At 72.4% G+C, this 26,119-nt stretch carries 28 protein-coding genes and 2 pseudogenes; 3 read left to right on the top strand and 27 right to left on the bottom strand.

All coding sequences use genetic code 11. From position 1 onward, the window contains the following. Positions 1–15: 15 nt before the first annotated feature. From BBK82_RS55315 to fabG, 11 genes and pseudogenes are all read right to left on the bottom strand, one after another. Positions 16–1,893, bottom strand: coding sequence for an alpha/beta fold hydrolase (locus BBK82_RS55315; protein ID WP_237047907.1), 1,878 nt, complete (start codon positions 1,891–1,893; stop codon positions 16–18). Then, positions 1,890–2,618 carry a nitroreductase family protein gene (locus tag BBK82_RS43700; RefSeq protein ID WP_065920158.1) on the bottom strand — a complete coding sequence of 243 codons (729 nt, stop codon included), beginning with the start codon at positions 2,616–2,618 and terminating at the stop codon, positions 1,890–1,892. The genes BBK82_RS55315 and BBK82_RS43700 overlap by 4 nt, the downstream gene beginning before the upstream one ends. Then, positions 2,615–2,782 (bottom strand): hypothetical protein, encoded by a 168-nt coding sequence (locus tag BBK82_RS51210; protein WP_154697852.1) that lies wholly within the window; start codon positions 2,780–2,782, stop codon positions 2,615–2,617. The genes BBK82_RS43700 and BBK82_RS51210 overlap by 4 nt, the downstream gene beginning before the upstream one ends. Positions 2,783–2,836: 54 nt before the next feature. Continuing rightward, a complete protein-coding gene (locus BBK82_RS52135) occupies positions 2,837–3,217 on the bottom strand; it encodes a hypothetical protein (protein ID WP_170067845.1) in 381 nt (126 codons plus the stop codon). Beyond that, positions 3,181–3,786, bottom strand: a complete 606-nt coding sequence (locus tag BBK82_RS55320) for a beta-ketoacyl synthase N-terminal-like domain-containing protein (RefSeq protein WP_335618131.1) — start codon at positions 3,784–3,786, stop codon at positions 3,181–3,183. Before BBK82_RS55320 ends, BBK82_RS52135 begins: the two co-directional genes overlap by 37 nt. Continuing rightward, positions 3,783–4,328, bottom strand: coding sequence for a hypothetical protein (locus tag BBK82_RS55325; RefSeq protein WP_237048492.1), 546 nt, complete (start codon positions 4,326–4,328; stop codon positions 3,783–3,785). The genes BBK82_RS55320 and BBK82_RS55325 overlap by 4 nt, the downstream gene beginning before the upstream one ends. Before the next feature lie 166 nt (positions 4,329–4,494). Then, positions 4,495–5,100 (bottom strand): annotated as a pseudogene (locus BBK82_RS55330) (beta-ketoacyl synthase N-terminal-like domain-containing protein); the annotation flags it as partial. Between the two features lie 47 nt (positions 5,101–5,147). Next, on the bottom strand, positions 5,148–6,221 hold the full coding sequence (locus BBK82_RS43710; protein WP_065920159.1) for an aminomethyl transferase family protein: 1,074 nt from the start codon (positions 6,219–6,221) through the stop codon (positions 5,148–5,150). 7 nt (positions 6,222–6,228) lie between these two features. After that, entirely contained in the window at positions 6,229–6,708 is a 480-nt protein-coding gene (gene fabZ / locus BBK82_RS43715; RefSeq protein ID WP_065920160.1) for a 3-hydroxyacyl-ACP dehydratase FabZ, read from the bottom strand. Next, positions 6,705–7,010, bottom strand: coding sequence for an acyl carrier protein (locus BBK82_RS43720; protein ID WP_065920161.1), 306 nt, complete (start codon positions 7,008–7,010; stop codon positions 6,705–6,707). Before BBK82_RS43720 ends, fabZ begins: the two co-directional genes overlap by 4 nt. Before the next feature lie 55 nt (positions 7,011–7,065). Beyond that, entirely contained in the window at positions 7,066–7,812 is a 747-nt protein-coding gene (fabG, locus tag BBK82_RS43725) for a 3-oxoacyl-ACP reductase FabG (RefSeq protein ID WP_065920162.1), read from the bottom strand. A gap of 142 nt (positions 7,813–7,954) precedes the next feature. Here fabG and BBK82_RS43730 point away from each other — a divergent pair, with 142 nt between their 5' ends. Next, a complete protein-coding gene (locus tag BBK82_RS43730) occupies positions 7,955–9,565 on the top strand; it encodes an FAD-dependent monooxygenase (protein WP_065920163.1) in 1,611 nt (536 codons plus the stop codon). A 156-nt stretch (positions 9,566–9,721) separates the two neighbouring features. On the opposite strand, the gene BBK82_RS55335 is transcribed toward BBK82_RS43730, so the two are convergent. The 5 genes and pseudogenes from BBK82_RS55335 to BBK82_RS43740 form a co-directional block, all read right to left on the bottom strand. Then, entirely contained in the window at positions 9,722–10,315 is a 594-nt protein-coding gene (locus BBK82_RS55335) for a hypothetical protein (RefSeq protein WP_237047908.1), read from the bottom strand. Beyond that, on the bottom strand, positions 10,290–10,895 hold the full coding sequence (locus tag BBK82_RS55340; RefSeq protein ID WP_237047909.1) for an AfsR/SARP family transcriptional regulator: 606 nt from the start codon (positions 10,893–10,895) through the stop codon (positions 10,290–10,292). The genes BBK82_RS55335 and BBK82_RS55340 overlap by 26 nt, the downstream gene beginning before the upstream one ends. After that, positions 10,834–11,190 carry an AfsR/SARP family transcriptional regulator gene (locus BBK82_RS55345; protein WP_237048524.1) on the bottom strand — a complete coding sequence of 119 codons (357 nt, stop codon included), beginning with the start codon at positions 11,188–11,190 and terminating at the stop codon, positions 10,834–10,836. Before BBK82_RS55345 ends, BBK82_RS55340 begins: the two co-directional genes overlap by 62 nt. Before the next feature lie 115 nt (positions 11,191–11,305). Beyond that, positions 11,306–11,593: pseudogene (locus tag BBK82_RS55350) on the bottom strand (nucleotide disphospho-sugar-binding domain-containing protein); the annotation flags it as partial. Next, on the bottom strand, positions 11,593–12,402 hold the full coding sequence (locus BBK82_RS43740) for a glycosyltransferase (RefSeq protein WP_237047910.1): 810 nt from the start codon (positions 12,400–12,402) through the stop codon (positions 11,593–11,595). The pseudogene BBK82_RS55350 and the gene BBK82_RS43740, both read right to left, overlap by 1 nt. 257 nt (positions 12,403–12,659) lie before the next feature. On the opposite strand from BBK82_RS43740, the gene BBK82_RS43745 reads away from it, so the two are divergent. Beyond that, positions 12,660–13,769 carry a DegT/DnrJ/EryC1/StrS family aminotransferase gene (locus BBK82_RS43745; protein ID WP_065920164.1) on the top strand — a complete coding sequence of 370 codons (1,110 nt, stop codon included), beginning with the start codon at positions 12,660–12,662 and terminating at the stop codon, positions 13,767–13,769. A gap of 46 nt (positions 13,770–13,815) precedes the next feature. On the opposite strand, the gene BBK82_RS43750 is transcribed toward BBK82_RS43745, so the two are convergent. The 8 genes from BBK82_RS43750 to BBK82_RS43775 form a co-directional block, all read right to left on the bottom strand. After that, positions 13,816–15,210 carry an NDP-hexose 2,3-dehydratase family protein gene (locus BBK82_RS43750; protein ID WP_237047911.1) on the bottom strand — a complete coding sequence of 465 codons (1,395 nt, stop codon included), beginning with the start codon at positions 15,208–15,210 and terminating at the stop codon, positions 13,816–13,818. Between the two features lie 19 nt (positions 15,211–15,229). Continuing rightward, complete coding sequence (locus tag BBK82_RS43755; RefSeq protein WP_065920165.1) at positions 15,230–15,796, bottom strand: dTDP-4-dehydrorhamnose 3,5-epimerase family protein; 567 nt, start codon at positions 15,794–15,796, stop codon at positions 15,230–15,232. Positions 15,797–15,871: 75 nt separating this feature from the next. Continuing rightward, positions 15,872–16,837 (bottom strand): NAD-dependent epimerase/dehydratase family protein, encoded by a 966-nt coding sequence (locus BBK82_RS43760; RefSeq protein ID WP_237047912.1) that lies wholly within the window; start codon positions 16,835–16,837, stop codon positions 15,872–15,874. Between the two features lie 2 nt (positions 16,838–16,839). Continuing rightward, complete coding sequence (locus BBK82_RS43765) at positions 16,840–18,066, bottom strand: class I SAM-dependent methyltransferase (protein ID WP_065920166.1); 1,227 nt, start codon at positions 18,064–18,066, stop codon at positions 16,840–16,842. Positions 18,067–18,099: 33 nt separating this feature from the next. Continuing rightward, complete coding sequence (locus BBK82_RS55355) at positions 18,100–18,519, bottom strand: helix-turn-helix transcriptional regulator (RefSeq protein ID WP_237047913.1); 420 nt, start codon at positions 18,517–18,519, stop codon at positions 18,100–18,102. After that, positions 18,494–20,815: an AAA family ATPase gene (locus BBK82_RS43770; protein WP_237047914.1), complete on the bottom strand. Its 2,322-nt coding sequence runs from the start codon at positions 20,813–20,815 to the stop codon at positions 18,494–18,496. Before BBK82_RS43770 ends, BBK82_RS55355 begins: the two co-directional genes overlap by 26 nt. A 751-nt stretch (positions 20,816–21,566) precedes the next feature. Continuing rightward, positions 21,567–21,890, bottom strand: a complete 324-nt coding sequence (locus BBK82_RS55360) for a zinc-binding dehydrogenase (protein ID WP_237048493.1) — start codon at positions 21,888–21,890, stop codon at positions 21,567–21,569. Further along, the gene (locus tag BBK82_RS43775) at positions 21,796–22,512 is read right to left on the bottom strand and encodes an alcohol dehydrogenase catalytic domain-containing protein (RefSeq protein ID WP_237047915.1); all 717 of its coding nucleotides are present in this window, start codon (positions 22,510–22,512) and stop codon (positions 21,796–21,798) included. Before BBK82_RS43775 ends, BBK82_RS55360 begins: the two co-directional genes overlap by 95 nt. A gap of 83 nt (positions 22,513–22,595) precedes the next feature. Between BBK82_RS43775 and BBK82_RS43780 the strand changes: the two genes are divergently transcribed. Further along, entirely contained in the window at positions 22,596–23,165 is a 570-nt protein-coding gene (locus BBK82_RS43780; protein ID WP_065920167.1) for a TetR/AcrR family transcriptional regulator, read from the top strand. 82 nt (positions 23,166–23,247) lie between these two features. Here the strand turns inward: BBK82_RS43780 and BBK82_RS43785 are convergent, their stop codons facing one another. The 3 genes from BBK82_RS43785 to BBK82_RS43795 form a co-directional block, all read right to left on the bottom strand. Then, positions 23,248–24,105 (bottom strand): phosphatidylinositol-specific phospholipase C/glycerophosphodiester phosphodiesterase family protein, encoded by an 858-nt coding sequence (locus tag BBK82_RS43785; protein WP_065920168.1) that lies wholly within the window; start codon positions 24,103–24,105, stop codon positions 23,248–23,250. Between the two features lie 221 nt (positions 24,106–24,326). Continuing rightward, positions 24,327–25,073, bottom strand: coding sequence for an SDR family oxidoreductase (locus BBK82_RS43790; RefSeq protein WP_065920169.1), 747 nt, complete (start codon positions 25,071–25,073; stop codon positions 24,327–24,329). Positions 25,074–25,151: 78 nt separating this feature from the next. After that, positions 25,152–26,015, bottom strand: coding sequence for an RNA polymerase sigma-70 factor (locus tag BBK82_RS43795; RefSeq protein ID WP_065921848.1), 864 nt, complete (start codon positions 26,013–26,015; stop codon positions 25,152–25,154). Positions 26,016–26,119: the final 104 nt, after the last annotated feature.

Genomic DNA, 26,119 nt, shown 5'->3' on the forward strand with positions numbered 1-26,119 from the left:
ACGAGCCGGGCACTCTCAGAGCCGGCGCCGCCGGGTGGGCACCGCCGCGGCCTTCTCGGTGCCCAGGAAACCCAGCAGCAGCTTGGTGACGATCTCCGGCTGGTCCAGCGGGATCCAGTGGCTGGCGTCCTCGACGCGCTCGTAGCGCCACGAGCCCTTGACGAACTTCACCGAGCCCGTCATGCCCTCTTCGAGCAGCGCCTTGTCCCCGGTGGACCAGATGCCGAGGGTGGGCGCGAGCACGGGCGGGAAGTTGCCCTCCACGCGCAGCTCTGCCTCGGGTGAGCGGTTGGCGCGGTACCAGTTCAGCGCCGCGGTGAGCGCACCCGGCTTGGCCAGCTCGCGCGGGTAGCGCTGGTGGTCGCCCTCGCCGCCCATGATCTCCTTGAACAGCCGCCACCCGTTGCGCCGCAGCAGCTGCTCGCTCACGCCGGGGAACTGGTAGAAGAGCATGTACCAGCTGGCCTTGCGCTGCTCGATCGACGGCGTGCCGAACACGCCGGGGTGGCCGACCGACAGCACGGCGAGGTGGTCGACGCGGCGCGGCATCAGGAACGCGTACATCCACGCGATGGCGGCGCCCCAGTCGTGCCCGACGATGTGCGCCTTGGGGATGCCGAGGTGCTGCGTCAGGGCCACGACGTCGTTGACGATCGTGCGCATGTCGTACGCCTCGACCTCCTGCGGCTTGCCCGACTCGCCGAAGCCGCGCAGGTCGGGCGCGATGACGCGGAAGCCCGCCTCCACCAGGGGGTCGATCTGGTGCCGCCACAGGTAGTGCGAGTCGGGGAAGCCGTGCAGCAGCACGACCGGGTCACCCTCGCCCTTGTCCACGTACGCGATGTCGATGCCGTTGACGTGCACCGACCCGGTCAGCAGGGTGTCCTTGACGTTCATGCCCTCTCCCTGAACAGCCTCTCGGCGAAGAACTCGCTGAACCCGAACTCCGGCACGTCCTCGGGCGGGACCATGTTGAGCAGGCCGGTCACCGACGCGGCGAAGTTCTCGGCCATCAGCTCGCGCGCCGTCCTGGACGATCGGCTGCTCGGGGAACATCGCCACCGACGGCCACAGCTTGAGCGGCCCGATCGACCTCGCGGCGCTGTACACGGCCTTGCCGCGGTCGGGCAGGGACGCCAGCTCGAAGTCCGCGATGAACCGCCTCTCGCCCTCCGGGCCCTGGTAGAGCTTCCGGTTGGCGGTCGGGAAGTTGATGTAGAGCCGGGCGTTGCCGTCGCCCTGCGGGAACACCATGAACATCTTCTCGTCCTCGGTGCCCATCGCCTGCACGTCCATCGGCCAGTCGTCCAGGCCGGTGACCCGCAGCCCGCCGCCCCAGTGGTGCACCGAGGTCGCCATGGACACGCCGACCTGGCGGCCGACCGTGCAGCCTCGGCCGGTGGCGCCGATGACCATGCGCGGCCTGGCCAGGTGTTCCTGCCCGGCACGGGTCCAGCGGACCTCCGGGCGGGTTCCGGCGGTGACCTGGACGCGCTGCGCGCCCATGACCACGGTCGCGCCGTCCTCGGCCTGCTCGGCCATCAGCGCGCAGACCTCGTGGTGCGGGAACGACATGGGGCCGCCGACACCGGGCACGAACCGCGTCATGTCCACGGTCTCCGCCTCGGCCGGGTCGACCGTCTCGTCCCACTGCGTCCACTCGCGGATCTCCCACGCGCCGCCGATGCCGAACGCCTCCTCCACGCCCAGCGTCTGCGCCTCGCGCAGGCCCCACGGCGCGATCCACTCGCCGCGCACGATGTCCTGGTAGGTCTCCTGCTTCTCCAGCAGCACCACGGACAGGCCGTTCAGCGCGAGGTTGGCCGCGGCGGACGCGCCCGCGATACCGCCGCCCACCACGACGACGTCGATCCCGGTGTGCTCGACGGTCATGCCTGCCACCTCTCCCAGGACGTGCGTTCCTTGGCTGGAACCCGCTTGGCGGGGCGGAAATCGGTGCCGATCGTGTAGGCGACCGGTACCAGGCAGACCTGGGTGACACCGGCTGGGATGCCGAGCAGCTCACCGACCTGCCGCTCGAACGGCAGGTGCATGCACGTGATCGTGCTGCCGAGACCGCGGCTGCGCAGGGCCAGCTGGAACGACCAGACCGCGGGGAAGATCGAGCCGTAGAAGTTGCTGGCCCGCATGGCCCCGATCCGCACGCCCTCCTGCCAGGTGCCGAGGTTGCGGGTGCCGGTCGCGCCGAGCCACTCGGCGTCGATCGCGCCGATGTCCGGCGGCCGGCCGAGCACGCACGGGATCACCAGCGCGGGCACCCTGGCGATGGTCTCGGCCAGCGCGGCGGCGGAGGCGTTGTTCTTCCTCGCCTGCGGGTTGTTGCGCCGGCGCCCGGACCGCGTCCACACCTCTTTCTGGTGGAACTGCCAGGAGATGTCGAAGAGCTCCGCCAGCTGGTCCTTCACCGCCTGCTCGGTGATCACGACCCAGCGCCAGTTCTGCTGGTCGTTCGCGGTCGGCGCCTGGACGGCGACCTCCAGCGCCTCTTCGAGCACCGCGCGCGGCACGGGCCGGTCGAGGTCGAGCCTGCGGCGCACCGACCGGGTGGTGGTGAGCAGCCGGTCGGTCTCCAGCACGTCGAAGGGCAGGCCGGTCACACCGCACCCAGCAGGGTTCCTCCGCGCACCGAGCCGGGCGCGGCGCTGAGCACGAGGGCCTTGGCCGGCGTGGCCGGCAGCTCGGGCTTGGTGACGTAGGACTCGACCGTGCCGGCACGAGGACTGGTCAGCCCCGGGATGGCCGGTGCGACGCCGTCGCGCAAGGCGAGTGCGGCCAGCGCCAGGTTCAGCGCGCCGGTGGCCGCACCCGCGTCACGTCAGGCCCGCGTGGCGGTGAGGCGGGCGGACGGGACGGCGTCGACACCGCGCCCGCCTCCGCCTCGTCGTCGCACCGCGGTGGCCGCACCGACCACCAGGTCCACGCCTTCGACGGGCAGCGGGCGATGGGCGCTGCACCAGGGAACGCTCGTCGTCCACTCCCGCGCTCCGTGGGGCTGCCCAGCACCGCGCGTACGGGGTCGCGCCCCTGGCGGCGCGTGCGCGGCGGACTCGACGACCAGGGCCACCGACGCGGACGCGGACGCCTCGCCCGAGTTCCGGTCGTAGGGGTCGACCCGCGTGCCGTCGCCGGGCTCCGGTGACTCGTCGGCGGCGACCACGATCACCACGTCCGCCTTGCCGGTCCGGATGGTCTCCACCGCGCAGTCCAGCGCGATGGACGCCGACGCGCCGTCCACTCCCGCGCTCGTGGGCGCTGCCCAGCACCGCGCGTACGGGGTCGCCCCTGGCGGCGGCGTGCGCGGCGGACTCGACGACCAGGGCCACCGACGCGGCGCGACGGACGCCTCGCCCAGTTCCGGTCGTAGGGGTCGACCCGCGTGCCGTCGCCGGGCTCCGGTGACTCGTCGGCGGCGACCACGATCACCACGTCCGCCTTGCCGGTCCGGATGGTCTCCACCGCGCAGTCCAGCGCGATGGACGCCGACGCGCCGCCGTTGCAGATCGTCGTGGTCGGGCCGCGCAGGCCCAGGGTCTGGCAGACCGCGCCGCCGGTGGCGTTGAGCACCACGTTGGAGAAGCTGAGCACGGCGGGCTTGTTCGGGTTGGCCAGCACGCTCTCGTCGAACCCGCCGGTGCTCTCCACCGAGCCCGCCGCGGTGGCGAAGATGACGCCCACGTTGTCCAGGGCGGCGCGGGGCAGCTTCAGCCCGGCGTCCTCCCAGGCCAGCCGGGAGGCGGCGATCGCCATGCGGGACAGGTTGTTCATGTGCCGCCACAGCGAGCGCGGCGCGAACGTGCGGCCCTCCAGGGACGGCTCCGCGCCGACCGCGGTGCGGCCGTTGGCGACCGCCTCGGCGACCTCGGCGATGCCGGTGCCCAAACCGGTGACCGGTCCGAGGCCGGTGAGGACGACCTCGGCGGCGGGCAGTGCGTCGTACTCGCGCGGGCCGCCGGGGCGGCGCAGCACGAGCGAGGCGTTGTTGCCGCCGAACGCGTAGTTGTTGGACACCACCACGTCCATGTGCAGAGGGCGCGCGGTGTTCGGCACGAAGTCCAGAGTGGACTCCGCGCGGTCGCGGTGCGCAGGGCCAGCACGCTGGCCACCGCCTCGACCGCGCCCGCCGCGCCCAGCGTGTGTCCGATGAAGCTCTTGATGCTGCTGGTAGGCACCAGGGGAGCCCGCTCGCCGAACACGGCGCGCATGACCTTCTTCTCCATGGCGTCGTTGGCGGGCGTGCCGGTGCCGTGCCCGTTGACGTAGTCCACGGCGTCGGCGTCCAGACCGGCGTCGGCCAGCGCCCGGCGCATGGCCGTGGTGCCGCCGCGGCCGGTCGGTCCGGCGCGGTGCGTGGTAGGCGTCGGCGGACAGGCCGTAGCCCGCGACCTCGGCCAGCGGCTCCGCGCCCCTGGCCAGCGCGTGGTCCAGCGCCTCCACGACCAGGAACGCGGCGCCCTCGCCCAGGTTCAGGCCGTCCGAGCGGCTGTAGGGGCCGCACGGGCGGGCGCTGAGAGCCTGCAGGCCCGCGAACCCCGCGTAGGTGCCGAACAGCAGGGGGTCGACGCCGCCGGCGAGCACCACGTCCGCTTCACCGGTGAGGATCTTGTCCTTGGCCAGGCCGACCGCGTTGCCGCCCGCCGCGCACGCGGTCGAGACCAGGATGCGCGGGCCGGCCATGCCCAGCTTGCGGGCGACGACGTCGCCGGTGGCGTGCATGGGCTGGTAGCCGCCTGCCGCGGTCGGAGTGGCCTGGCACTTGCCGAGGACCAGCCCGAACCGCTCCTCGGGCAGGTCCGCGGGCGCGGCCACGCCCAGTCCCGCCTGGGTGACCGCCTGCCGGGCGGCGACGAGGGCGAGCCGGGCCGTGCGGTCCAGCCCGGTGTCCTCGGCCGGCAGCTGCGCGTCGATCCACTCGTCGGGCACCTGACCCGCGAACCTGGCCTCGAACGCGGCGAACCGCTCGTCGTCCACGGCGGTGATGCCGCCCGCGCCCGCGGTGAGCCGTGCCCAGAACTCCTCCGGGTCCCGGCCGACCGCGCAGATCACCCCGACTCCGGTGATGACCACTGGCCGCAGCGCCATGCTTGCTCCTCCTCGCGACCCCCTGGGCGACCGCCCGGGTGACCAGATCAGATGATCGGGGTGCTCCAGCTCTTGGGCGTGACGTACGGGCTGGTCAGCGTGATGACCTCGGTGTCGCCGACGGTGAGCGTGAGCCCGGCGGCGGCCAGGTCCGGCGGCAGCCGCAGCAGGCCGAGGGAGGACTTCAGCCCCATGCTGTGCACGGCGTGGACGACCTCGCCGATCTTCTCCCCGCCCACGGTGACCGGTGTCCCCGGCTCGGGCACCTCGGTGCCGCCGGAGAAGCCGACCGTGCGGCGCTCGGCCGCGCCCTCGAAGGCGGCCACCACGGCGTCACGTCCGATGAACTCGTCCTTGGTGATGTCCACGAGCCAGCCCGCGCCCATCTCCAGCACGTCGACGCCCTCGCCCGCCTCGTGCCGCACGACCGGCTGCCGCACCTCCAGCATCGCCAGCTCCACGGCCTCCTGACCGGCGGGCACGGCGTGCTCCAGCGCCTTGGTCCACAGCCGCTCGGCCGACTCGCGCGGCACCAGCACCTTGTAGCCGTACTCGCCCGTCACGCCGGTGCGGGCGAAGAGGATGTCCACACCGTCCCACTGACTGTCCACAACAGACTCGAACGGCAGCGCGGCCAGCTCACCGTCGATCAGCCGGCCGACCAGGCCCCACGCGTACGGGCCCTCCAGGCCGAAGAGCGCGTACTCGGCGGTGCGGTCGGTGATGTCCACACCGGACTCGGCGTGCGCGCGCAGGTGCTCCAGCAGCCGGGTGCCCGCGCCGGTGGAGGACTCCAGCAGCAGGCCGTCCTCCCGGCCCCACACCACGACCTGGTCCACGACGGCGCCGTCCTCGGCGAGCACCAGGCTCGTCATGCAGCGCTCGGCGGTCAGGTACTCCACGTCGCGCGCCAGCACCTTCTGCGCGAAGTCGATGGCGCCGCTGCCGGAGAGCTCGATGATCCGCTCCCCGGACAGGTCCAGCAGGGCGGCCCGCTCCCGGATCGCCTCGTACTCGGCGTCGAGCGTGCTGAACCGGAGCGCGACCTCGGCGTCCAGGACGGTGCCGTGCACGGCGCCCTCGGGGTGCGCGGCCTTCACCGGCGACGTCAGGGATTCCATTGTCGTGTCAAACCTTTCCGGTAGGGCTGGTGGCTGCCGGGTCGGCGATGGTGATGGTGCCCTCGGCGGCGACCTGGCCGTCGACCCTGGCGCTCACCTTGAACTCGCTGAAGGCCCGGCCTCCCGCCGTGCGGTCGGCGGTGAGGACGAGCTGGTCCCCCGGCACGACGGGGCGGCGGAACCGCATCGCCCGCACGCCCGCGAGGTAGCCGATCGGCCCCGCGCCGGCGAGGGCGAACACCACGCCGGCGAGCTGGGCCATCGCCTCGACGACGATCACGCCCGGAAGCACGGCCGCTGTCGGGAAGTGCCCCTGGAACCACATCTCCGTGGCCGCGACGTTCTTGATCCCGACCGCGCCGACGCCGGGCTCGACCTTCTCGACCCGGTCGATCAGCAGGAAGGGCCATCGATGCGGCAAGATCTCCCGGAGCTGGTCGTTGGTCAGTGACGTCCCCGCCCGCACGGGCTCCCGGGTCGTGGTCATGCCGAACCGGCCGGCGCCTGCTCGACCAGGGCCGGGTTCACGTGGTCGGCCAGGCGCGACACCGAACCGAACACCGACATGTCGCTGTCGTAGAGGGCAACACCGAACTCGGCCTCGATCGCCACGTACAGCTCCAGCACGTCGAGGCTGTCCAACTCCAGTCCGCGGCCGAACAGCGGCTGGTCGTCGGTGATCCACGCGGGCTCGATCGGCAGGTCGAGCCGCGAGACGATCATCTTCTTGATCTGGGCGCACGTGTCGTGCCGGGCGGCCGCCGTGGCGCGCAGTTCGTCGAGGGTCACGCTTGTCCTTCCGTCCACTGGGTACTCCGGCTCGCTGGTTCTTCCGGCTCGGGGGTCAGCCGAGCCCGCCGCCGTTGGCGACGAACGTCTCGCTGGTGATGTAGGACGCCTTGTCGGAAGCCAGGAACGTGACCAGGTTCGCGATCTCCTCCGGACGGCCCATGCGGCCGAGCCGGATGCGCGAGGCGTAGCCGTCGCGCAGCTTCGCGGGGATGACCTTGGTCATGTCGGTTTCGACGAATCCCGGCGCCACCACGTTGACGCGCACGCCGTGCGGAGCGGCCTCGTAGGACAGCGCCTTGGTGAACGCGATGATCGCGCCCTTGGACGCGACGTAGTTGGTCTGGCCGGGGAAGCCGCCGTCCAGGCCGCTCGCGGAGCTGAGGGTCACGATCGCGCCGCGCCGCTGGTGCTGCATGATGCGCATCGCCTCGCGGCAGGCCAGGAACGTGCCGTGCACGTTGATGTCCATCGTCTCGCGGAACTGGGCGCTGCTCATCGCGACCAGGTGCCGGTCCCGCGTCACGCCCGCGCTGGTGACCAGCACGTCGAGCCTGCCGTGCTCGGAGCGCACGGAGCGGAACAGCTCGCGCACCGCGTCCTCGTCGGTCACGTCGGCCCGCACCGCGCTCGCGCTGCCGCCGTTCTGCTCGACCTGCGCGACCAGCTCCTTGGCCTGTTCCTCCGAGCGCGAGTAGTTGACCACGACGTGCACACCGTGAGCCGCCAGGTCGACCACGACAGCCCGCCCGATCCCGCGCGACCCGCCGGTGACCACGGCGACCGATCCTTCGGCGAACATGGTCCCTCCCCACGTTGTCCAAGGCTTGCCCGCTGCGCACGCCGTCGTTCGGCGCAACGCTACTGACCTGCGACTTCAGTGCCATATCACTTCGATATCCGCCTCCTTGACGTCCCCGCGGCGGTGTCGCAGGCTCCTGCGCATGGCTGACTTCGAGGTCGACGTCCTGATCGTGGGTGGTGGCCCGGTCGGCCTCGCCGCGTCGATCGAGTGCTCCCGGCACGGGTTGACGTCGCTGCTGGTGGAGCGGCATCCCGGGACGTCGATCTTCCCCAAGGCGCGCCTGGTGTCCACCCGCACGATGGAGCTGGTGCGGGCGTGGGGACTGGCGGAGGAGGTCGAGCGCGTCGGCCTGCCGCGCGAGGACAGCCTGGCCGTCGGTGTCGGCTCCTCGCTGACCGCGGCCGACTTCCACCGCGAGGTCGCCCCGGTCGCCGAGGACGCGCCGCACAGCCCCACGTACACCTACATCTGCGCGCAGGACAGGTTCGAGGTGGTGCTGCGAGACCTGGCCGAGAGCTCGCCCGGCTCGGACGTCAGGTTCTCCACCACCCTCACGTCCCTGGACCAGGACGAGTCCGGTGTGGACGCGGTGGTGGAGTCCGCGTCCGGGCGCGCCGTCGTGCGCGCCCGCTACGCCATCGCGGCCGACGGCGGGCGCAGCACCGTGCGCGAGCGGCTCGGCATCGGCGTCGAGGGCCCGCCACCACTCGGGCACATGATCAGCATCATGTTCGACGCCGACCTGGTGCCGCTGCTGACCGACAGGATGTGCGCGCTGTACTTCATCCGCAGCGCGATCCCGTGCGCGGTGGAGGCGGTGGACAACCAGCGGCGCTGGATCATCCAGACCGGCTACGACCCGGCGGAGGGTGGCAGCGAAGCCGATTTCACGCCCGAGTTCTGCGTGCAGGTGGTGCGCGAGGCCGTCGGCGTACCGGACCTGGACGTCGAACTGGTCGGCGTGATGCCGTGGCTGCAACAGGCGGTGACCGCGACGCGCTTCCGCTCGGGCCGGGTGTTCCTGGCGGGCGACTCGGCGCACGTGTCGACGCCGCAGGGCGGGTTCGGGATGAACTGCGGCATCCAGGACGCGCACAACCTGGTGTGGAAGCTGGCGGCGGTGCTGTCGGGCACGGCCGGCGAGGCTCTGCTCGACACCTACGACGCCGAGCGGCACCCGATCGGCGAGCGCACCGTCGGCGAGAGCCTGGCGAACGCCTTCATCACGTTCCAGATGATGGAGGGCAAGCTGTCCATGAAGGAGGCCATCACGCAGCAGGCGGGCCGGCGCAGCTGCGAGGGCCTGGTCCTCGGCTTCCACTACGACTCCGCCGCCGTCGTGCCGGACGGCACCGACGCACCGGTGGTCGAGGACCCCTACCGGACGTACGCGCCGACCGCGCGACCGGGCCACCGCGCGCCGCACCTGCCCCTGACCCGGGGTGCGGAGAGCTTGTCCACATTGGACCTGTTCGGTGCGGGGCTCGTCCTGCTCACCCCGGCGGGCAGCGGCTGGGCGCAGGCGGCGAAGGAGGTCGGCTCCCGGACCGGCGTGGCGATCACGGCGGTCGAGGTGTCGGCCGACGGCTCGACCGCGGTGGTGTCACCGGACTGGGCCTCGGTCTACGGCGTGGGTGCGGTGGGCGCGGTGCTGGTGCGGCCGGACGGTCACGTGGCCTGGCGCAGCACGGCTGCCGCGTCGGCGGACGCGCTGACGGCGGCGGTCGACGCCGTTCTCGCACGTGGGTGACCGGCCTGCTGCGGCGCACACCGGTCGGACGGGCAGGAGGACCACGCGGCCCGCTACGACACGCATCGGCCGAGCGGCGGCACCGGTCAAGCCGGCAGCACCGGTCAAGCGGGCAGCACCGATCAGCCAGGCACACCGGTCAAGCGGGCACGCCGGTCAAGCGGGCACGCCGGTCAGCCATCGACGGTCCTGGCGGTGCGGTGCTGTCCGGACGCCCGCCGCCGCGCGGCGCAGCGGCAGTGGGAAGCCGTCCGCCGAGCCGACGATCCTGCTCGCCTCACCGCCTTCCTCGGCCACCCAGTCGTGCCCGAGCAGCATGGTCAGCAGCTGCCACGACTCCTCCGCCGTCAGCGGTTCCAGGAACGCCCGGTGCGCGCCCTGACGGGCGACCAGCTCGTCCATCGGGTGTCTGCTGGTGACGATGGCCCTGGTGTGCGCGCCGCTGGGGAGCAACGGCCGGACCTGGGCGTGGTCCACCGCACCTTCCAGCACGACCAGCACGCGCTTGTGCGCCACCGTGCTGCGGTACAGCGCGACCTTCTCCCCCGGATCGTCCGGAATGGACGCCGCGGTCACGCCGAGCGCCCGCAGGAACCGGTCCAGCAGCACGGCCTGCGGTACCGGGCGGCCGAAGTCGTCCACCAGGTCCGCGTGCAGCTGCCCGTCCGGGAAGCGGTCCAGGCGGTGGTGCGCCCAGCGCAGCGCCAGCGCCGTCTTGCCCACCTCACCAGGACCCGACAGCACGACCACGCCGGGCACGTCGGGGCCCGCCGCGAGAGCGGCGTCCAGCTCGGCCAGCTCGGCCGACCGACCGGCGAACGGCAGGACCTGGCGCGGCAGCTGGGACGGCGCCGCCCGGCACCTCGGCACGGACCGGCGCGAGCAGCGCCGGTGCGTCACGCAGCACCTGCTCGTGCAGTTCCCGCAGTTCCGGACCGGGCTCCAGGCCGATCTGCTCGACCAGCACCCGCCGGGCGTCCTGGTAGGTGCGCAGCGCGTCGGCCCGCCGGCCCGACCGGTACTGGGCCAGCATCAGCTGCGCCCGCGCCCGCTCGCGCAGCGGGTGTTCCGCCACCACCGCGGCCAGGTCCTTGCCGACCCGGTGGTGCAGCCCGAGCCGCAGCTCCAGCTCGGCGCACGCCTCCACCGCGTCCAACCGCGCGGACTGCAGCGACACCGCTTCCGCGCGCAGACCGGGCAGGTCCTCGAACGGCACACCGCGCCACAACCCCAACGCCTCGCGGAACAGCGCCGCGGCGCCCGCCACGTCACCACTCGCCGCGCGCGGCCGAGCCCGGCCGACGAGTCCGTTGAACCGCAACCAGTCCACGGCGTCCTCGTCCAGCCGCGCCACGTAGCCGGGCTCGCGGTGTCGATGGCCCGGCCCGACTCGCCGAGCGCACGCCGCAGCCGGACACGCAGATCGCGACCTGACCGCGCGCTGCTGGCCGGTCGCCGTGCCACACCGCCTCGATGAGCCGGTCCACGCTGACCACCCGGTTGGCGTCGAACACCAGCCGCGCCAGCACCGCGCGCTCGCGGGGACCGCCCACCCGCTCCTCCACGCCACCGCGCAGGAACCGGATCGGGCCCAGCACGCCGAACTCGGCCGGGGCGGGGGTCAACGCGACCGCGCCAGGTGCTTCTCGACCTCGTCGGCGGCGCGCGCACCGCCGCTCCTGCGACGGCCTTGCGCATGAGGTCCGACCTGGCCGCGATCTCCTGGTCGCCGAGCACCGACGTGACCGCGTCGACCAGCGTCGCGGGCGTGAGGTCGGCGGGGTCGAGCACGGTGCCGAGGCCCAGCTCGCGGACCCGCCACCCGGTGGGCCGGTCGAGCGCGGAACCCGGCACGCACACCATCGGCGTGCCCGACCGCAGCGCCTCCATCACGGTGCCCATGCCGGCGTGGGTGACGCACAGGGCCGCGTGCTCCAGCACCGCCACGTGCGGCACGAAGTCGTGCACCTCGACGTTGGGCGGCAGGTCGCCGAGCGAGGCGCGGTCCACACCGCCGCCGGTGGTCATCACCGCGTCCACGGCCGACCGCGGAACGCTTCGACGCACGTGCGGAAGAAATCCGCGTCCTCGTTGAACACCGCGCCGAGCGACACCAGCACCACGGGCAGGTCGTCGGCGGGCGGCGTCCACGCCCCGAGGAAGCTGCGGTCGCCGACGCACGGCCCGACGAACGCGAACCGCTCGTCGAAGGTCTCGCCCGCGTACTGGAACTCCCGCGGCACGGTGACCAGGCTCAGCGGCGGCACCTCGAACCACACCTCGTGCGGCGCGGCGGTCACCCCGTAGCGGGCGCACAGCGCACCGATGCGACCCATCGTGGCGCCGACCCACTCGGGCATCTCCTTCGGCCGCTCCGCGGCCGGGCGCTCGGCGGCGTCGGATTCGGGGTTGTACATGGCGTTGAGGAAGGAGAAGTGCTCGTTGGAGGCGAACACCGGGATCACCTGCGTGGCGGGGAGATCCCAGTGCCGGGCCAGCACACGGGCCGCGTAGAGCACCGAGGTGTCGTAGACCAGGCAGTCCGGCCGGTCGCCGTCGAGCTCGGCCGTCGCGGTGGCGAGCATGGCCTCGCTCTCGTCGAGCAGCACGCCCATCAGGTAGCCGGGATCGTTCGCCACGCGGGCGAAGTCGGCGTCGCGGTACCGGGACGGGTAGGTCACGACGGTGGCGCCGGCCTCGGTGACGATCTCCGCCATGCTCGGCGCGGTCAGGTAGGTGACCCGGTGCCCGCGCGCGGCCAGTTCGGTGACCACCGCGAGGTTCGGGATGACGTGCCCGTGATCCGGGTGGCACATGAACAGGAAATGCCGCGACATTTGTCGTCCTCGCCCCGATTGTTGTGCTGGAATCCGGCGACCCTGCCGGGAGCGTGGTCACCGTAAAGGGCCCGGAAGCGGCCTGGACACCCCTACTCCCCCTGTTCCCCTGCCGCTCGACGGCCGCGGACGGACGAGTGGCCGTGCGCCCCCTGCGGACTGCGCAAGCCACCCTGACCTGCAGATTAGGGGTTACCCCCTACCCGGGGGCCAGACCTAGGCTGGCCGGGAAGCCGACCACAGCGAAAGGGCTGCCGATGGCCACGCTCGTCTGGGACTACTCGCGCGAATACGAATTGGAGCGCAAGGACATACTCGACGCGGTCGAGACGGTGTTCTCCTCCGGCCGGCTCGTCCTCGGGCCGAGCGTGTCGTCCTTCGAGGCGGAGTTCGCGGCCTACCACGGAGTCGCCCACTGCGTCGGCGTGGACAACGGCACGAACGCCATCCGCCTGGCCCTCCAGGCGCTCGGCGTCGGCCGCGGCGACGAGGTGGTCACGGTGGCCAACACCGCCGCGCCGACCGTGCTGGCGATCGACGCCGTCGGCGCCACACCGGTGTTCGTCGACGTGGACCCGGACACCTACCTGATGGACGTCGCCCAGGTGGCTTCGGTGATCACACCGCGCACCAAAGCCCTGCTGCCGGTGCACTTGTACGGCCAGTGCGTGGACATGGAACCGTTGCAGGAGCTCGCACGGCGACACGGCCTGCTGGTGCTGGAGGACTGCGCCCAGGCGCACGGCGCGCGCCACCACGGCCGGGTGGCCGGGTCGATGGGCGACGCCGCCGCGTTCTCCTTCTACCCCACCAAGGTGCTCGGCGCCTACGGCGACGGCGGCGCGACGATCACCGACAACCCGGAGGTGGACGCGAACCTGCGCCGCCACCGCTACTACGGCATGGAGAAGACCTACTACGTCGTGGAGACGCCCGGCCACAACTGCCGGCTCGACGAGGTGCAGGCGGAGATCCTGCGCCGCAAGCTCGTCCGCCTGGACGACTACGTCGCGGCGCGGCAGGCGGTGGCCGCGCGGTACGCGGAGGCGCTGGCGGACACCGACCTGGTGCTGCCCGCGACCGCACCGGGCAACACGCACGTGCACTACGTCCACGTGGTGCGCCACCCGCGGCGCGACGACATCCTGGAACGCTTGAAGGCGCACGACATCCACCTGAACATCAGCTACCCGTGGCCGGTGCACACCATGACCGGTTTCGCGCACCTGGGCTACGCCGAGGGCAGCCTGCCGGTGACCGAGCGGGTGGCCGGCGAGATCTTCTCGCTGCCGATGTACCCGTCGCTGCCCCAGGAGACGCAGGAGCACGTGGTGGACGCGCTCAAGCAGGTGCTGGCGACGCTCTGACCGGGCCGGTGGCGGGCGGCGGTACCCGTCCCCACCGGACCCGACCTCACCCGCGCGGGACGAGGCTGCGCAGGCACAGCAGCAGGCTGCGGGCCTGGATGTTGACGTAGAAGCTGTGCCGCAGCAGCTCTTCGTACTGGTGCAGGGTCAGCCACCGGTACTCGGGGTCGTCCCGTGCGACTTCGGCGTCGGTCTCCACGACCAGGTACCGGTTGCGGGCGCCGAGGAACCGGCCGCCTTCCTCGGACAGCACGGCGTCGAAGCGGATCCTGGTCGAGCCGAGCACCTCGTCGAGGAACCGGGGCCGCACCGGCAGGTGGTCGTGTGTCTCGGGCACGCACTGCACGGTGGGCGCCAGCTCGGTCACGTCGGCGTAGCCGGCCTCGGTGCGCGCGTGGGTGAGCACGTGCAGCACGCCGCCGATCTCCTTGACCAGGAACGCGATCACGCCCGTGCCGACCGGTTCGATCATCGGCTGGGACCACGTTCCGACCTCACGCCCGCCGGCCCGCACGTCCACGCCCACGACGGTGAAGAACCCGCCGCTACGGTGCGCGATGACGCCGTCCTCGCGGGTCCAGTCCGGCAACCCGGCCAACGGGCCGAGGGCGACCCGGAGGTCGGTGCGCGTGCGGACCTCGGTGATCCAGCTCAGCACCTCCCCGGTGGTGTGCACGCCGGGCGTGGCCGGGTCGCCGGACCGGACCAGGGCTTCGCTGAACGGGTCGGCCGCCGCCCGGGCCAGGGCCGCGCCGCCGCCGGGCAGGCAGGCCAGCACCGTGCGGGCGTCCATGTTCACCAGGTCCGGCACGGTCATCAGGCCGGCGATCTCGCCGAGGGTGAACCAGCGGAACCCCTCGCGCACCTCGATCGCGCCGTCGACCTCGACGACCATGTTGCGGTTGCGCTTGCGGTAGAACCACGCGCCCTGCTCGGACTGCCGGATGTCCACCAGGACGTGGTGGCCGGAGGTGTCGCGGAAGTGCTCCAGGTAGGGGATGGGCTTGCCCTGGTGCACGCGGGTGTAGTTGCTGCGGGTGGCCTGCACGGTCGGCGACAGCTGCAGTCCGTTGGCGTTGCCCGGTTCGTGCTTGGCCTGCATCAGGCAGTGCAGCACGCCGTCGACCTCGCGGACGAGGATGCCGAGGATGCCGATCTCCGGCTGGTTGATGATCGGTTGCGACCAGTGCGGCACGGGCGTGCCCGGCAGGTCGACGGCGAGCGACTCGACGCTGAAGAACCGGCCGGTGTGGTGGCGCAGGTTGCCGGTGCCCGGTTCGGTGAGCCAGCCCGCGAGGCCGTCCAGCGGCACGCGCTCGACGTTCATCCAGCTGTGTTCCGCGGTGCGGGCGAGCCAGGCGTGCACGGCGTCGGTGTCACGCGCGGCGAGCATCGACTCGGCCAGGCGCGTCTGGGTGGGACGGCGGGTGGGCGCGGTCACCTGGTGTGCTCTCCTCGGCTCAGGCGGCGTGTACCGGCAGCAGTCCGGTGTTGCGTGCGAGGACCAGGCCCGGTGCGGTGCGGTCGCGTTCGGACAGCACGACGTCGGCCGGCACCGGTAGCGCCAGGTCCGGGTCCAAGAGGGACACCGCCAGCTCGTCGGCGGGTTCGTAGGCGCGGGACAGCAGGTAGTGCACAGTGGAGTGGTCGTCCAGGGCGATGAACGCGTGGCCGAGTCCGGGCGGGAGGTAGACGGCGCGGAAGCCGTCGCCCGCCAGCTCGACGGAGTCCCACTCGCCGAACGTCGGCGAGCCGGCCCGCAGGTCCACCACGATGTCCAGCACACGCCCACGCGAACAGGTCACGTACTTCGCGCAACCCGGTGCCGTGCGGGCGTAGTGCACGCCGCGGGCAACCCCGCGGCGGGACACGCTGGCGCTGGCCTGGGCCACGGCGAACAGCGGCGCACCGACCGCCTCGGCGAACACCTCGTGCTGGAACGGGGAGACGAACAGGCCGCGGTCGTCCGGGAACACCTCGGGCTCGAACTCCCAGGCCCCGCCGACAGAGAGTGCGCGGGCTTTCATCGACGACCTCCGTCTCAAGACGGTGATCAGCGTGCAGCGGCCCGAACTGCGCGGTCAACCAGCTTAGGGGAACCCCTACGCGGGGTTAGGGGTACCCGGCCGCGGACTGTCCATCGAGGACTGGAGGAGGTGGGCGACGGTCCTCGACACCGCGTCGGCCAGTGGAACCCGAGCCCGCCAACCGGTGGCCAGGGTGAGGCCGGCCGGGTCGGCCACGAGGCTGCGGAAGTCCGACGCGGTGGCATATGGCGGTGGCGGCACCGACCGCACCGGCACGGCCGGGCGACCGGTCAGTTCCGCGACGGTGGCGGCGACGAGCTCGAACAACGCGCGCACCGCGACACCTGCGCCCGAGCCGACGAGCCACGCCCGCCCGGCCAGCCGGTCGGCGTGCGCCACGGCCGCCGCGAACGCCTCGGCGACGTCCTCGACGAACACCAGGTCGCGTTCCACGTCCCCGGCTCCCCACACGGTCAGCGGCTCGCCTGCGAGCGCACGCCGCGCCATCGCGGTCACCACGCCCCGGTCCGGGGAGCCGGTGGAGGGGCCGAACACGGTGGGCAGCCTCAGGGAGCAGCCGCCCGCAGCGAGCACGACCCGTTCGGCGGCGCACTTCTGCCGGTCGTACTCCGACTCGGGGTGGTCGGTCTCGGTGCCGTCGATCCGCTCCGGCGCACCCGGCCCCACCTGCGAGGTGGAGCCGGCGAACACGACGGTCCCCCGAGCCGCGTCCACCGCCTCGGCGACGATGCCGACGTTGACCCTGGCGGCGTCGGCCGCGCCCGGCGGCGACCGCCAGGTGCCGCCGCCGGTGAACAGCACCAGTGGCAGCACCACGTCCGCGCCCGCGACCGCGGCGGCCACCGCGCCGGGCTCGGTGAGGTCGGCCGCGACGAGCTCGGCCGGGAACGGCGGCACGCCGGGTCGCGTGCCACCACCCGCACCGCGCGCCCGCGCCGCCAGCCGTGCGGACACCGCGGAACCCACGAACCCCGACCCGCCGAGCACCGCGACGAGCGCGCCGGCCAGTTCCCCCGGCACGCTCACACCACGTGGACGTCGGGCACGTACAGGATCCACTTGCCGCCCGCCTCGCGGAACGCCTCCTCCTTGGCCATGATCTCCGCGGCGTGGTTCCAGGCGAACAGCAGCGCGTAGCCGGGGTGGGGGTCGGCGAAGGCGGCCGGCGGGCGCACCGGGATGCCGGAGCCGGGCGCCAGCCTGTGCTGTTTGGCGGGCGTGGTGTCGCTGATGAACTCGACCAGGTCCGGTCCGATGCCGCAGAGGTTCGTGACGGTGGCGCTCTTGGCGGTCGCGCCGTAGCCGACGACCCGCTCCCCCTTCGCCTTCAGGTCCTCCAGCAGCGCCAGGAGGTCGGTGCGGATCGCGCGGACCCGGTCTGCGAACCCGTCGAGGACGGCGCGGTCGTGCAGGCCGCGCGCCTGCTCCTCGGCGAGCAGGGCGGCGACGGCCGCGGAGGGGGTGCGCGCACCGGGCAGGGCCAGGGTGTAGCGGACCTCGCCGCCGTGCACCGGCAGGCGCTCGACGTCGACCAGCTCCAGGCCGTGCCGGCGGGCCATGGCGTCCACGGAGGTGGCACTGAACAGGAAGAAGTGCTCGTCGTAGATCTGGTCGAACGAGGTCTGCTCGACGATGTCGCCGAGGTAGGGGTCCTCGAACACGAACGCCCCGCCGGGCTTGAGCAGCGCCACGACGCCGCGCAGGATCGAGTCCACGTAAGGGATGTGGCAGAACGTGTTCGCGGCGTACACGAGGTCGGCCGGACCGTCCTGGTCGCGGATGGACAGCGCGGTGGACTCCTCGAAGAAGTCCTTGCGGACCCGCACGCCCGCCTCGGCGGCCAGGTCGGCGACCGCGCCGGACGGTTCCACGCCCAGGTGCCGCACGCCCGCCGCCGCGACGGTGCGCAACATGGTGCCGTCGTTGCAGCCCAGCTCGACCACGAGCGGGTCCTCGCCCGCCAGCTCGGTGCTCAGGAACCGCTCGGCCAGGGCGCGGAAGTGCTCGCGCATCACCGCGGACCCCTGGGACAGGTAGGGGTAGTCCTGGTGGAACATCTTCTCCCTGGGCACCTCCTCCATCAGCTGCACCATCGCGCAGTCCGCGCACGCGCCCACGGCGAGGCGGTAGGTGAACTCCGCGGAGGTGTCCTCGGGCAGCCGGAACGCGTCGGACAGCGGCTGCTGACCGAGGTCGAGGAACTCGGTGACCGTCCCGGCGCAGACGCGGCAGGTGGACTGGTTGGGCATTGGCGGGTTCTTTCTACTCGGGGTGGTGCACGGTCACCCTCGGGCTTCGAAGGCCCGTGGGCCGGCGCCGGTCCGCTGGGGCAGGCGGTGCGGCAGGTCCGCCCGGCTGCGCATGCCCAGCTTGCGGTAGACCCTGGTGAGGTGTTGCTCGACGGTGCTGACGGTGATGTAGAGGATGGCGCTGATCTCGCGGTTCGTGTGGCCCTTCGCGGCGAGCTCGGCCACGCGCAGCTCGGAGTCGCTCAGGACCGATCGCCTGTCTCCGGCGTCGCCGTCCTCCCAGTCGACCGGGATGGGCGTGGCGCCGGAGCCGGACGCCTCGGTCTCGGCCATCGCGATCCAGGACAGCTCGCGGGCCTCGGCGTGCTTCCCCAAGGTGTCGAGCGCCTCACCGAGGTCGGACAGGGCGCGGGCCAGCTCGACCCGGTCACCCGCCCGCCGCAGGTGCCGCACGGCCTCGCGCAGCAGCGCGGGTCGCTCGGCGAGCTCGCCCGCGGCGGCGAGGACCCGCAGCGCCGCGCCGGGTGCGGCGGTCGCCGGCCGGCAGCAGCATCTGCTCGCTGATCAGCTCGCGAGCCGCCTCCGGGCGGCCGAGGGTGAGGTTGGCCTGGGCGAGGCCGCAGCGCCACGGCGCGAGCACCGGCAGGTCGACGCCCCACTCGCGCATCCGGGTGCCGCAGTTCTGGAAGTCGCTGATGGCGGCGAGCACCCGCCCGACGGCGAGGTTGCCGTTGCCGCGGGCGTGCAGGTAGCGCAGGCCGGCGGCGGTGGCGAACATGGCGTCGGGCACGCGCAGTCGCATGACGTCGGCGATCACGCGGTGCCGGTTCAGCGCGGTGTTGGCCTCCAGCAGCACGGCCAGCGGGTAGCCGATGGACAGGCCCCAGCCCTGGTGCGGCAGCAGGGCCAGTGCGGTCTCGGCGCGGGCGGCGGCCACCACCACCTCCCCGCGCCGCAGGGCGATGTCGGCTCGGACGACCTCCAGGATCGACTGCCAGGTCACCGCGCCACCGCGGACGGCCTCGGCGGTGAGCCGGTCGCACCACCGCTCGGCCCGGTCGGGGTGGCCGCTGTGCACCAGGATCAGCAGGGCGGTGAGCACGACCTCCAGCGACATGTCGCCGAGCCGGCAGCTCCGCAGGATGTGCTCGGCGCTGGCGATGGCGTCGGGGTGGAACTCGGCGGTCCAGAAGGTGCCGATGGCCTGCGCCGCGGCCACCCACGGGTCCGCGTCGGCCACCACGTCGGTGGCCACGGCGGTCGCCTGGTCGAGGCCGTGGAACCACTGGCAGACGATCCGCAGCTCGGCCGCGCTCTGCGCGTCCAGCATGCCGGGGTTCTGGTCGAGCACGGCGAGCGCACGCACCGCCGTGGCCTCGTCCCCGATCCACAGCGCGTGGTGCACGACGGTCATGGCGTCCCGGCCGCGCAGCCCGCCCGCCCACATCGCCTCGTGCAGGGGTTCCATGTGCACGACGGCGGCGGCCGGGTTGACCCGCCACAGCGCCCGGACCAGGACGCTGGTGACGCCCAGCCGCTCGTCCGGCTCGACCGCGGGCAGCGCGGGTTCCAGGTAACGCACGGCCGCTGCCACGTCGTCACCCATGAGCGCCTGTTCGGCGGCGATGCGCAGCACGGCGACCGGCCAGCCCGATGCGACCGGGCCGGCGGCCACGAGGTGGTCGGCCACCACGGCCGCCGCGCGCCGCTGGTAGAGCAGTTCGGCGGCACGGGCGTGCAGCCGCACCCGTTCGGCGCCCGGCGTGCTGTCGAGGATCGCCGGCCCGCGCCGGGTGGCGGAAACGACCGTCGAGCAGCAGGCCGGCGGCGTGAGCACGTCGACCGCCTGCTCGACGGCCTCGGGCGTGGTGCCGGCCAGCCGGCCGAGCAGGACCGGGGTGCGCTCCTCGCCGAGCACGGCGATGGCGCGCGCGACCTCGAGCAGCCCCGCTTCCCAGCGGTGCAGGCACTCCAGCACCGCGTGCTTGAACGCGGGACCGACCTGGTCGGGACCGGTTTCGTGCCCGGCCTCCAAGTCTTCGACCAGTGCTCGGACCAGCATCGGGTTGCCGCCGCTGAGGGTGTGCCAGGCAGGCGCGAGCGCGTCGGGATCGGGCACCCGGTCGCGCAGCAGTTCGGCGATCCCGCACTCCGACAGCGGTGCGAGCCGGATGCGGTGGTGTGGCCGCCGGGTCAGCTCGACGTGGAACAGCGGCAGCGTCGGCTGCGGCTGCTGCCACTCGGTGAGCACCACGAGCACCCGCCCGGCTCTCATCCGCCGCCTCAGGTAGAGGATGAATTGCAGCGAGGAGCTGTCGGCGAATTGCACGTCGTCCACGCACAACACGACCGGGCGTTCCCGCGACAATTCGAGCAGAATTTGACACAGTTCATGCACGGGCCGCACATGGGAATGATGGATGCTCTGCACGTCCGCCCCGGACTCGTTCACGGTCGCGGCGATCGGCGTGATGAGGTGGGAAACGCGGTCCGCTATTTCCGGCGGCAGCCCGGCGCCGTGGAACAACTGGTCGATGACACCTGCCTGCAGAGGACGCTCGGCCGGCGCGCCGGTCGCGGTCAGCAACAACGCCCCGGAGGCGGCGGCGTGCAACTGGAACCGCTGGAGCAGCTCCGTCTTCCCACTGGTCAGACCACCACTGACCAGCGCGAGTCTGCCTGTGCCCGCCGAGCACTCGGCGAGCAGGCCGACGAGTTCGGCGAGCGCGTCACCATGGTCCGTCGGCACCAACCGTCCAGTTCCCTTCAGCGCAGCCACCGATGGTCTTTCCGCTACGACACACCCCACGTGGACGCTTTATAGCACGGCGTCCCGGCTTGTCCAGGGCCTTTGACAACACCCACCGAGAACAGCGGCCAAACGTGTTCCCGACGCACCCCGGAACCATAGGAATCACGAATCTGAATTTTCCCGGTCGCGTTCCCACAGGCGGCGAACAGATCAACCGGTACGGCCGAATCGCGGACTGCCGGACCTCGAACGCGCGATGCCGGATCGTTCCATAGCACGGCCCAGGCGGGGGATCATCGTGTTGACCGGATCCGTGTCGCAACCGTAGCCACGCTCCGCGGCGGGTGCGGGAAACCGAAGTGGGGGACGCCGGACCCACCCCCGGCGACACACGGAGGCGCCTGGGCCACGATCAAGACCCACAACCGGTTTCCACCGCGACCGGCGGACAAATGACATGGGTAACCGATAGATCGCCGGAACGGTGAATCTTTTTCCGATCGCGATCACGTGATCGGCCGCATGTCGTGGAGCGCACGGAAAATGGTCGGCTTGAGCATCCACGCCGGAGTTGACATCTTCGGTGTTATGTCCGGTTCGCGCGTTGACGACCTGCCGTCCACAGAGGTTTCCGGTAAGCGGTGATCACCTGATCAGGTCCAGTTGTGGCCGCAGCGCTGGAGGCCCGCAACGACTGACCCTGGCGGTCGGAGGCCGACCCTCCACAACGCCCGCCCGGCCGCGACGGTCACGGGAGGAGCACGAGCTTGCCTCCCGGCCGCCGCGACCGGCTGAGCTCGGCCGCCTCCTGGACCTGGTCGAGCGGGTAGGTGCGGGCGACCGGTACGACCAGAACACCTTCGGCGGCCAGCCGGGCGAAGGTGTCCAGCCGGTCGTAGCGCATCTCGATGGCGGTGGTCCGGACGCCCAACTCCGCCGCGGCGGCGAAGTCCGAGACGGTGACGACGCGGTCGGGGTCACCGGTCAGCCCGACCAGGGCCGGCAGCGCTCCCCCGTGCGGACTGGCCTGGTCGGCGCGGTCGATCCGGCCGCCGGTCGGAGCCGCGTCCAGGGCGGTCGACGCGCCCGCCGGCCAGCGCGGTGACGCGGTCGGCCATGCCGTCGCCGTAGCCGGTGACCGCGCGCCCGCCTCCAGCGCGGCCGCCCGCCTCGGCCCGGCGGTGGCGATCACCCGGACACCCGGTGCAACGCGAAGCGGACCGCGGCCTCACCCACCGTGGAACCCGCGCCGTGGACGAGCAGCAGCTCGCCGGCACCACGCCGAGGTCGTCGAGCGCCTGCCACGCCGTCTCGGCCGCCATCGGCAGCGCGGCGGCCTGCTCGTCGGAAACCCCGTCCGGGATGCGGGCCCAGGCCGCCACCACCGCGTACTCGGCGGCCCCCGCCGTCGGGCCGGCGAAGGCCGCCGGGCCGAACACGCGGTCGCCGATCTCGATGCCGGTGACACCCTGGCCGAGCACGTCGACGGTGCCCGCGACCTCGAAGCCGAGCCCGCGGGGCAGCGGCGGCAACCGGTCGGCGAGCAGGCCGTCGACGACCGCCCAGTCGGCCGGGTTCAGGCCGCACGCACGTACGGCGATCCGGATCTGCCCCGGTCCGGGGTGCGGCTGCGGAACTTCGCGCAGCACGATCTCGTCCGGAGCACCGAACCGGTCGAACTGAAGAGCTCTCACGATGATCTCCCAGTGATGACAGCATCTGTTGTCATCGAACCTAGCACCGTGATGACAGCGTCTGCTGTCATATCCTGGCCTGCATGCCCAGATGGGAGTCCGACGCACAAGGCCGGCTGGAACGCGCGGCGCTCGACCTGTTCGAGACGCAGGGGTTCGAGCGCACCACGGTCGCGCAGATCGCGCGCAGCGCCGGTCTGACCGAGCGCTCCTTCTACCGCTACTTCCCCGACAAGCGGGAGGTCCTCTTCGCCGGCAACGTCCTCGAGACTCACCTCGCCGCCCAGGTCGAGGCGGCCGACCCCGGTCTCACGCCGACCGAGGCGCTGCTGACCGCGCTCGGCACCGCCGACCAGGTCTTCCGCTCCCGCGAGTTCCTGCTGCGCCGCGCCGAGGTGATCGCCGCCAGCCCGGCGCTGGCCGAACGGGACCTGATCAAGCTCGCCGGCATCGCCGACGCGCTGGAGCGGGCACTCGCGCGGCGCGGCGTCGAGCCCGGCGAGGCACGCTTCCTCATCGACGTGGTGCTGGCGATCTCCCGGCGTGCCACGTCCCGCTGGCTGGCCGAACCGGACGCGACCTTCGCCGACCTCGTCGCCCGCACGGCCGCCGAGCTGTTCGCGGCGATCACACCGCCGGCAGCCCATCACTAGCTGCGCGGTGGGCAGGGCTCCGCCGGATCGGTGCAGCCCTGCCCTCAGTTCAGCCTTGCCCTCGGTGCAGCCCTGCCCTCGGTCAGCCCCGGCGGCGCTCAGCCGGGTCGTTCGCGAGGAGGAACTCCCGCAACCCCGCGAGGTCGTCGGTGTTGATGTGGTCGACGCCGGCCGTGAGCAGCTCACGCCACACCGCGTTCCGCGCCTCACCCGCCACGTCCGGGGTGGCCCAGAACCGCACCCGGTAGCCGGCGGCGTGTGCCTGCGACACGATGCCGTGAAGCTTCTCCCGCTCGGCCACGGGCATGGCGCCGACGCCCTGCCACGTGAAGTTCTTCGTCCAGTTGTCGCTGACGAGCGGCATGAACGTGGCGGGGACGCCGCTGCCGAGATCGCTCAGCCGCCCGTCGTACCCGGCCCGCCGGATCCGCTGGGCGAGCATGTCCTCACGCGGCCGGTTCCCGCTGATGACCACCTCAACCGCGCCACGTCGTTCGTGGCCGTTGACCCACTGGGTCAGCATGGGACGGAACTCGCGCAGCGCCTCGTCCACGGCCTGGTAGGTCGCCGGACCGTCGCTCTTGATGTCGACGAGCAGCTGGAAGGAACCGCGCCAGTGCGGGTGGACGCGACCCCCGTTCGCGCGCACGGTCTGGGCGAGCGGGTGGAGGTAGAGGCTGCGCAGCGTGCGGCCCGGCCGCGTGTCGGCCAGGTCGTGCGCCACGCGAAGCTCACCGTCCACCAGCCACACGTCGGCCTCCACCGAGGTGAACCCGCGGTCGCGGGCGTCGGCCAGCGGGCGGTCGTGCTCGTAGTCGTTGTGCGCGTGCGCACGTTCGAGCGGCTGCACCCGGCCCGGCGCCGCAACGGCACCCGGCACCGGGCTCGCCACGACGCTGACGAGCAGAGCCAGCAGGACGGACAACGTCGATCGCTTCATCGAATTCCCTTCTCCGCGTCCACACGCGAACCCGCGCGGGCGCGAGCGGTGGGCACCCACAGTGTCTAGCCGTCGCTGGTGGAAAGAGTGCTTCCTCCGGGCGAACACCACTCGACGCGGCGGCAACCAGCTCGCACACGCAACGGGACCGGTAAGGGTTCCGGTGGAGCTACGCGCAAGGGACACCGGCGCGCTGAGCACCGGTGTCCCTTGTGGACTGGTCAGTTGCCCGCCGCGAACCACTGCCGCAGGCTGGTCGGCTGCAGCTGCGCGCCCGCGTTGGGCACCAGCTGCCTGCCGGTCAGCACGGTGCCGAAGTACTGCGCCGCCGGGTCGTGCACGACCCGGCGCTCGTCGCCGCGCTGGGTCAGCACTGTGCGGATCCACCCGTCCATCGTGAGCTCCTCCGGCCCACCGATCTCCAGCACGCCGTTCACCGGTTCGGTCGCGGCCGTCCTGGCCACGACCGCGGCCACGTCGGCCGCGGCGATCGGCTGCACGCCGCCGTGGGGCAGGCGCACCACGCCGTCGACGGTCGCGGAGTTCGCGATGGCGCCGGCGAACTCGAAGAACTGCGTGGCGCGGATGATCGAGCACGTGAGTCCGGACTCGGTGATGAGCTTCTCCTGCGCGACCTTGGCCCGCAGGTAGCCGGAGTCCGGCAGCTCGTCGGTGCCCACGATCGACAGTGCGACGTAGTGCCCGACGCCGGCTTCCTTCGCTGCCTCGGTCAGGTTGGTCGTGGCGGTGGTGAAGAAGTTCATGACGTCCTCGTCGGCGAACGAGGGCGAGTTCGAGACGTCGACGAGCACGTCGGCGCCCTGCACGACCTCCTGGACGCCCTCGCCGGTGACGGTGTTGACGCCGCTGCCGGGGGACGCCGCCACCGCCTCGTGGCCGTGCTCGCCCAGCCGCTTGACGACCTGGCTGCCGATCAAGCCGGTGCCGCCGATGACAACGATCCTCATGGTCCGTCCCTCCCGTGAGCCCGTCGTGTGCGGGCGTTCACGAGCTGAGACAGGACAGCCTCCGCGGTTGTGACAGGGTCAGGCGAACTGGCCGAGCTTCTCGGGGTTGACCAACCACATCACCTGGTCGATGCCCTCCTCGGAGGCGGTCACGGTGATCACGCCGTACACCTCGCCCTCGCGCTGCAGCCTGATCGCCCACTGCCCGTTCGCCTCGACGTACGAGACGTCCCGCGGGGTCCAGAACGTCGGTGCCCACGCCGCGAAGATCTTGGCCAGCGACGCCGCGCCGTGGAGCGGGCGACCGGCCGCCCGGACCGCGCCGTTGGAGTCGGACCAGCTGACCACGTCGGCGGCGAACAGCTTCTCCAGGCCGGCCAGGTCACCGGCCTGGGCGGCGGCGACGAAGGCTTCCAGCAGCTCGCGTTGCCGTTGGGGCGCCACCGGGGTGCGGCGGGAGTCGGCGAGGTGTTTGCGGGCGCGGCTGACCAGCTGGCGGGCGGCGACCTCGGTGGTCTGCACGATCTCGGAGATCTCGCGGTACGGGTAGTCGAACGCCTCGCGCAGGACGTAGGCGGCGCGTTCGGTCGGGGTGAGCTTTTCGAGCAGCAGCAACACCGCCAGCTCCAGCACCGCGCCCTGCTCGGCGCCGAGCTGCGGGTCGGCGGCGGTGTCGACGGGTTCGGGCAGCCACGGGCCGACGTAGGTCTCGCGGCGGGCGCGGGCGGTCTGGCTCTCGTTGATCGCCAGGCGGGTGATCGCCGTGGCCAGGTAGGCCTCCGGGTTGAGAACCGCGGCGCGGTCGGCGGTCTGCCAGCGCAACCACACCTCCTGCACGAGGTCCTCGGCGTCGGCCACGCTGCCGGTCATCCGGTACGCGATGCCGAAGAGCCTCGGGCGCGCGGCCGCGAACGCCGACTCGGCCTGCTCGAGCTGCGTCATCAGCCACTCCGTTCTCTCGCCGTCCACCGTAGCGCCGACCAGTGACAACGAGCGCTGTGGCACGCGCCATGAGAGCGGTCCCACGAGCGGACCCTGGCACACTC

The sequence above is a fragment of the Lentzea guizhouensis genome (assembly GCF_001701025.1).
Classification (GTDB): Bacteria; Actinomycetota; Actinomycetes; order Mycobacteriales; family Pseudonocardiaceae; genus Lentzea; species Lentzea guizhouensis.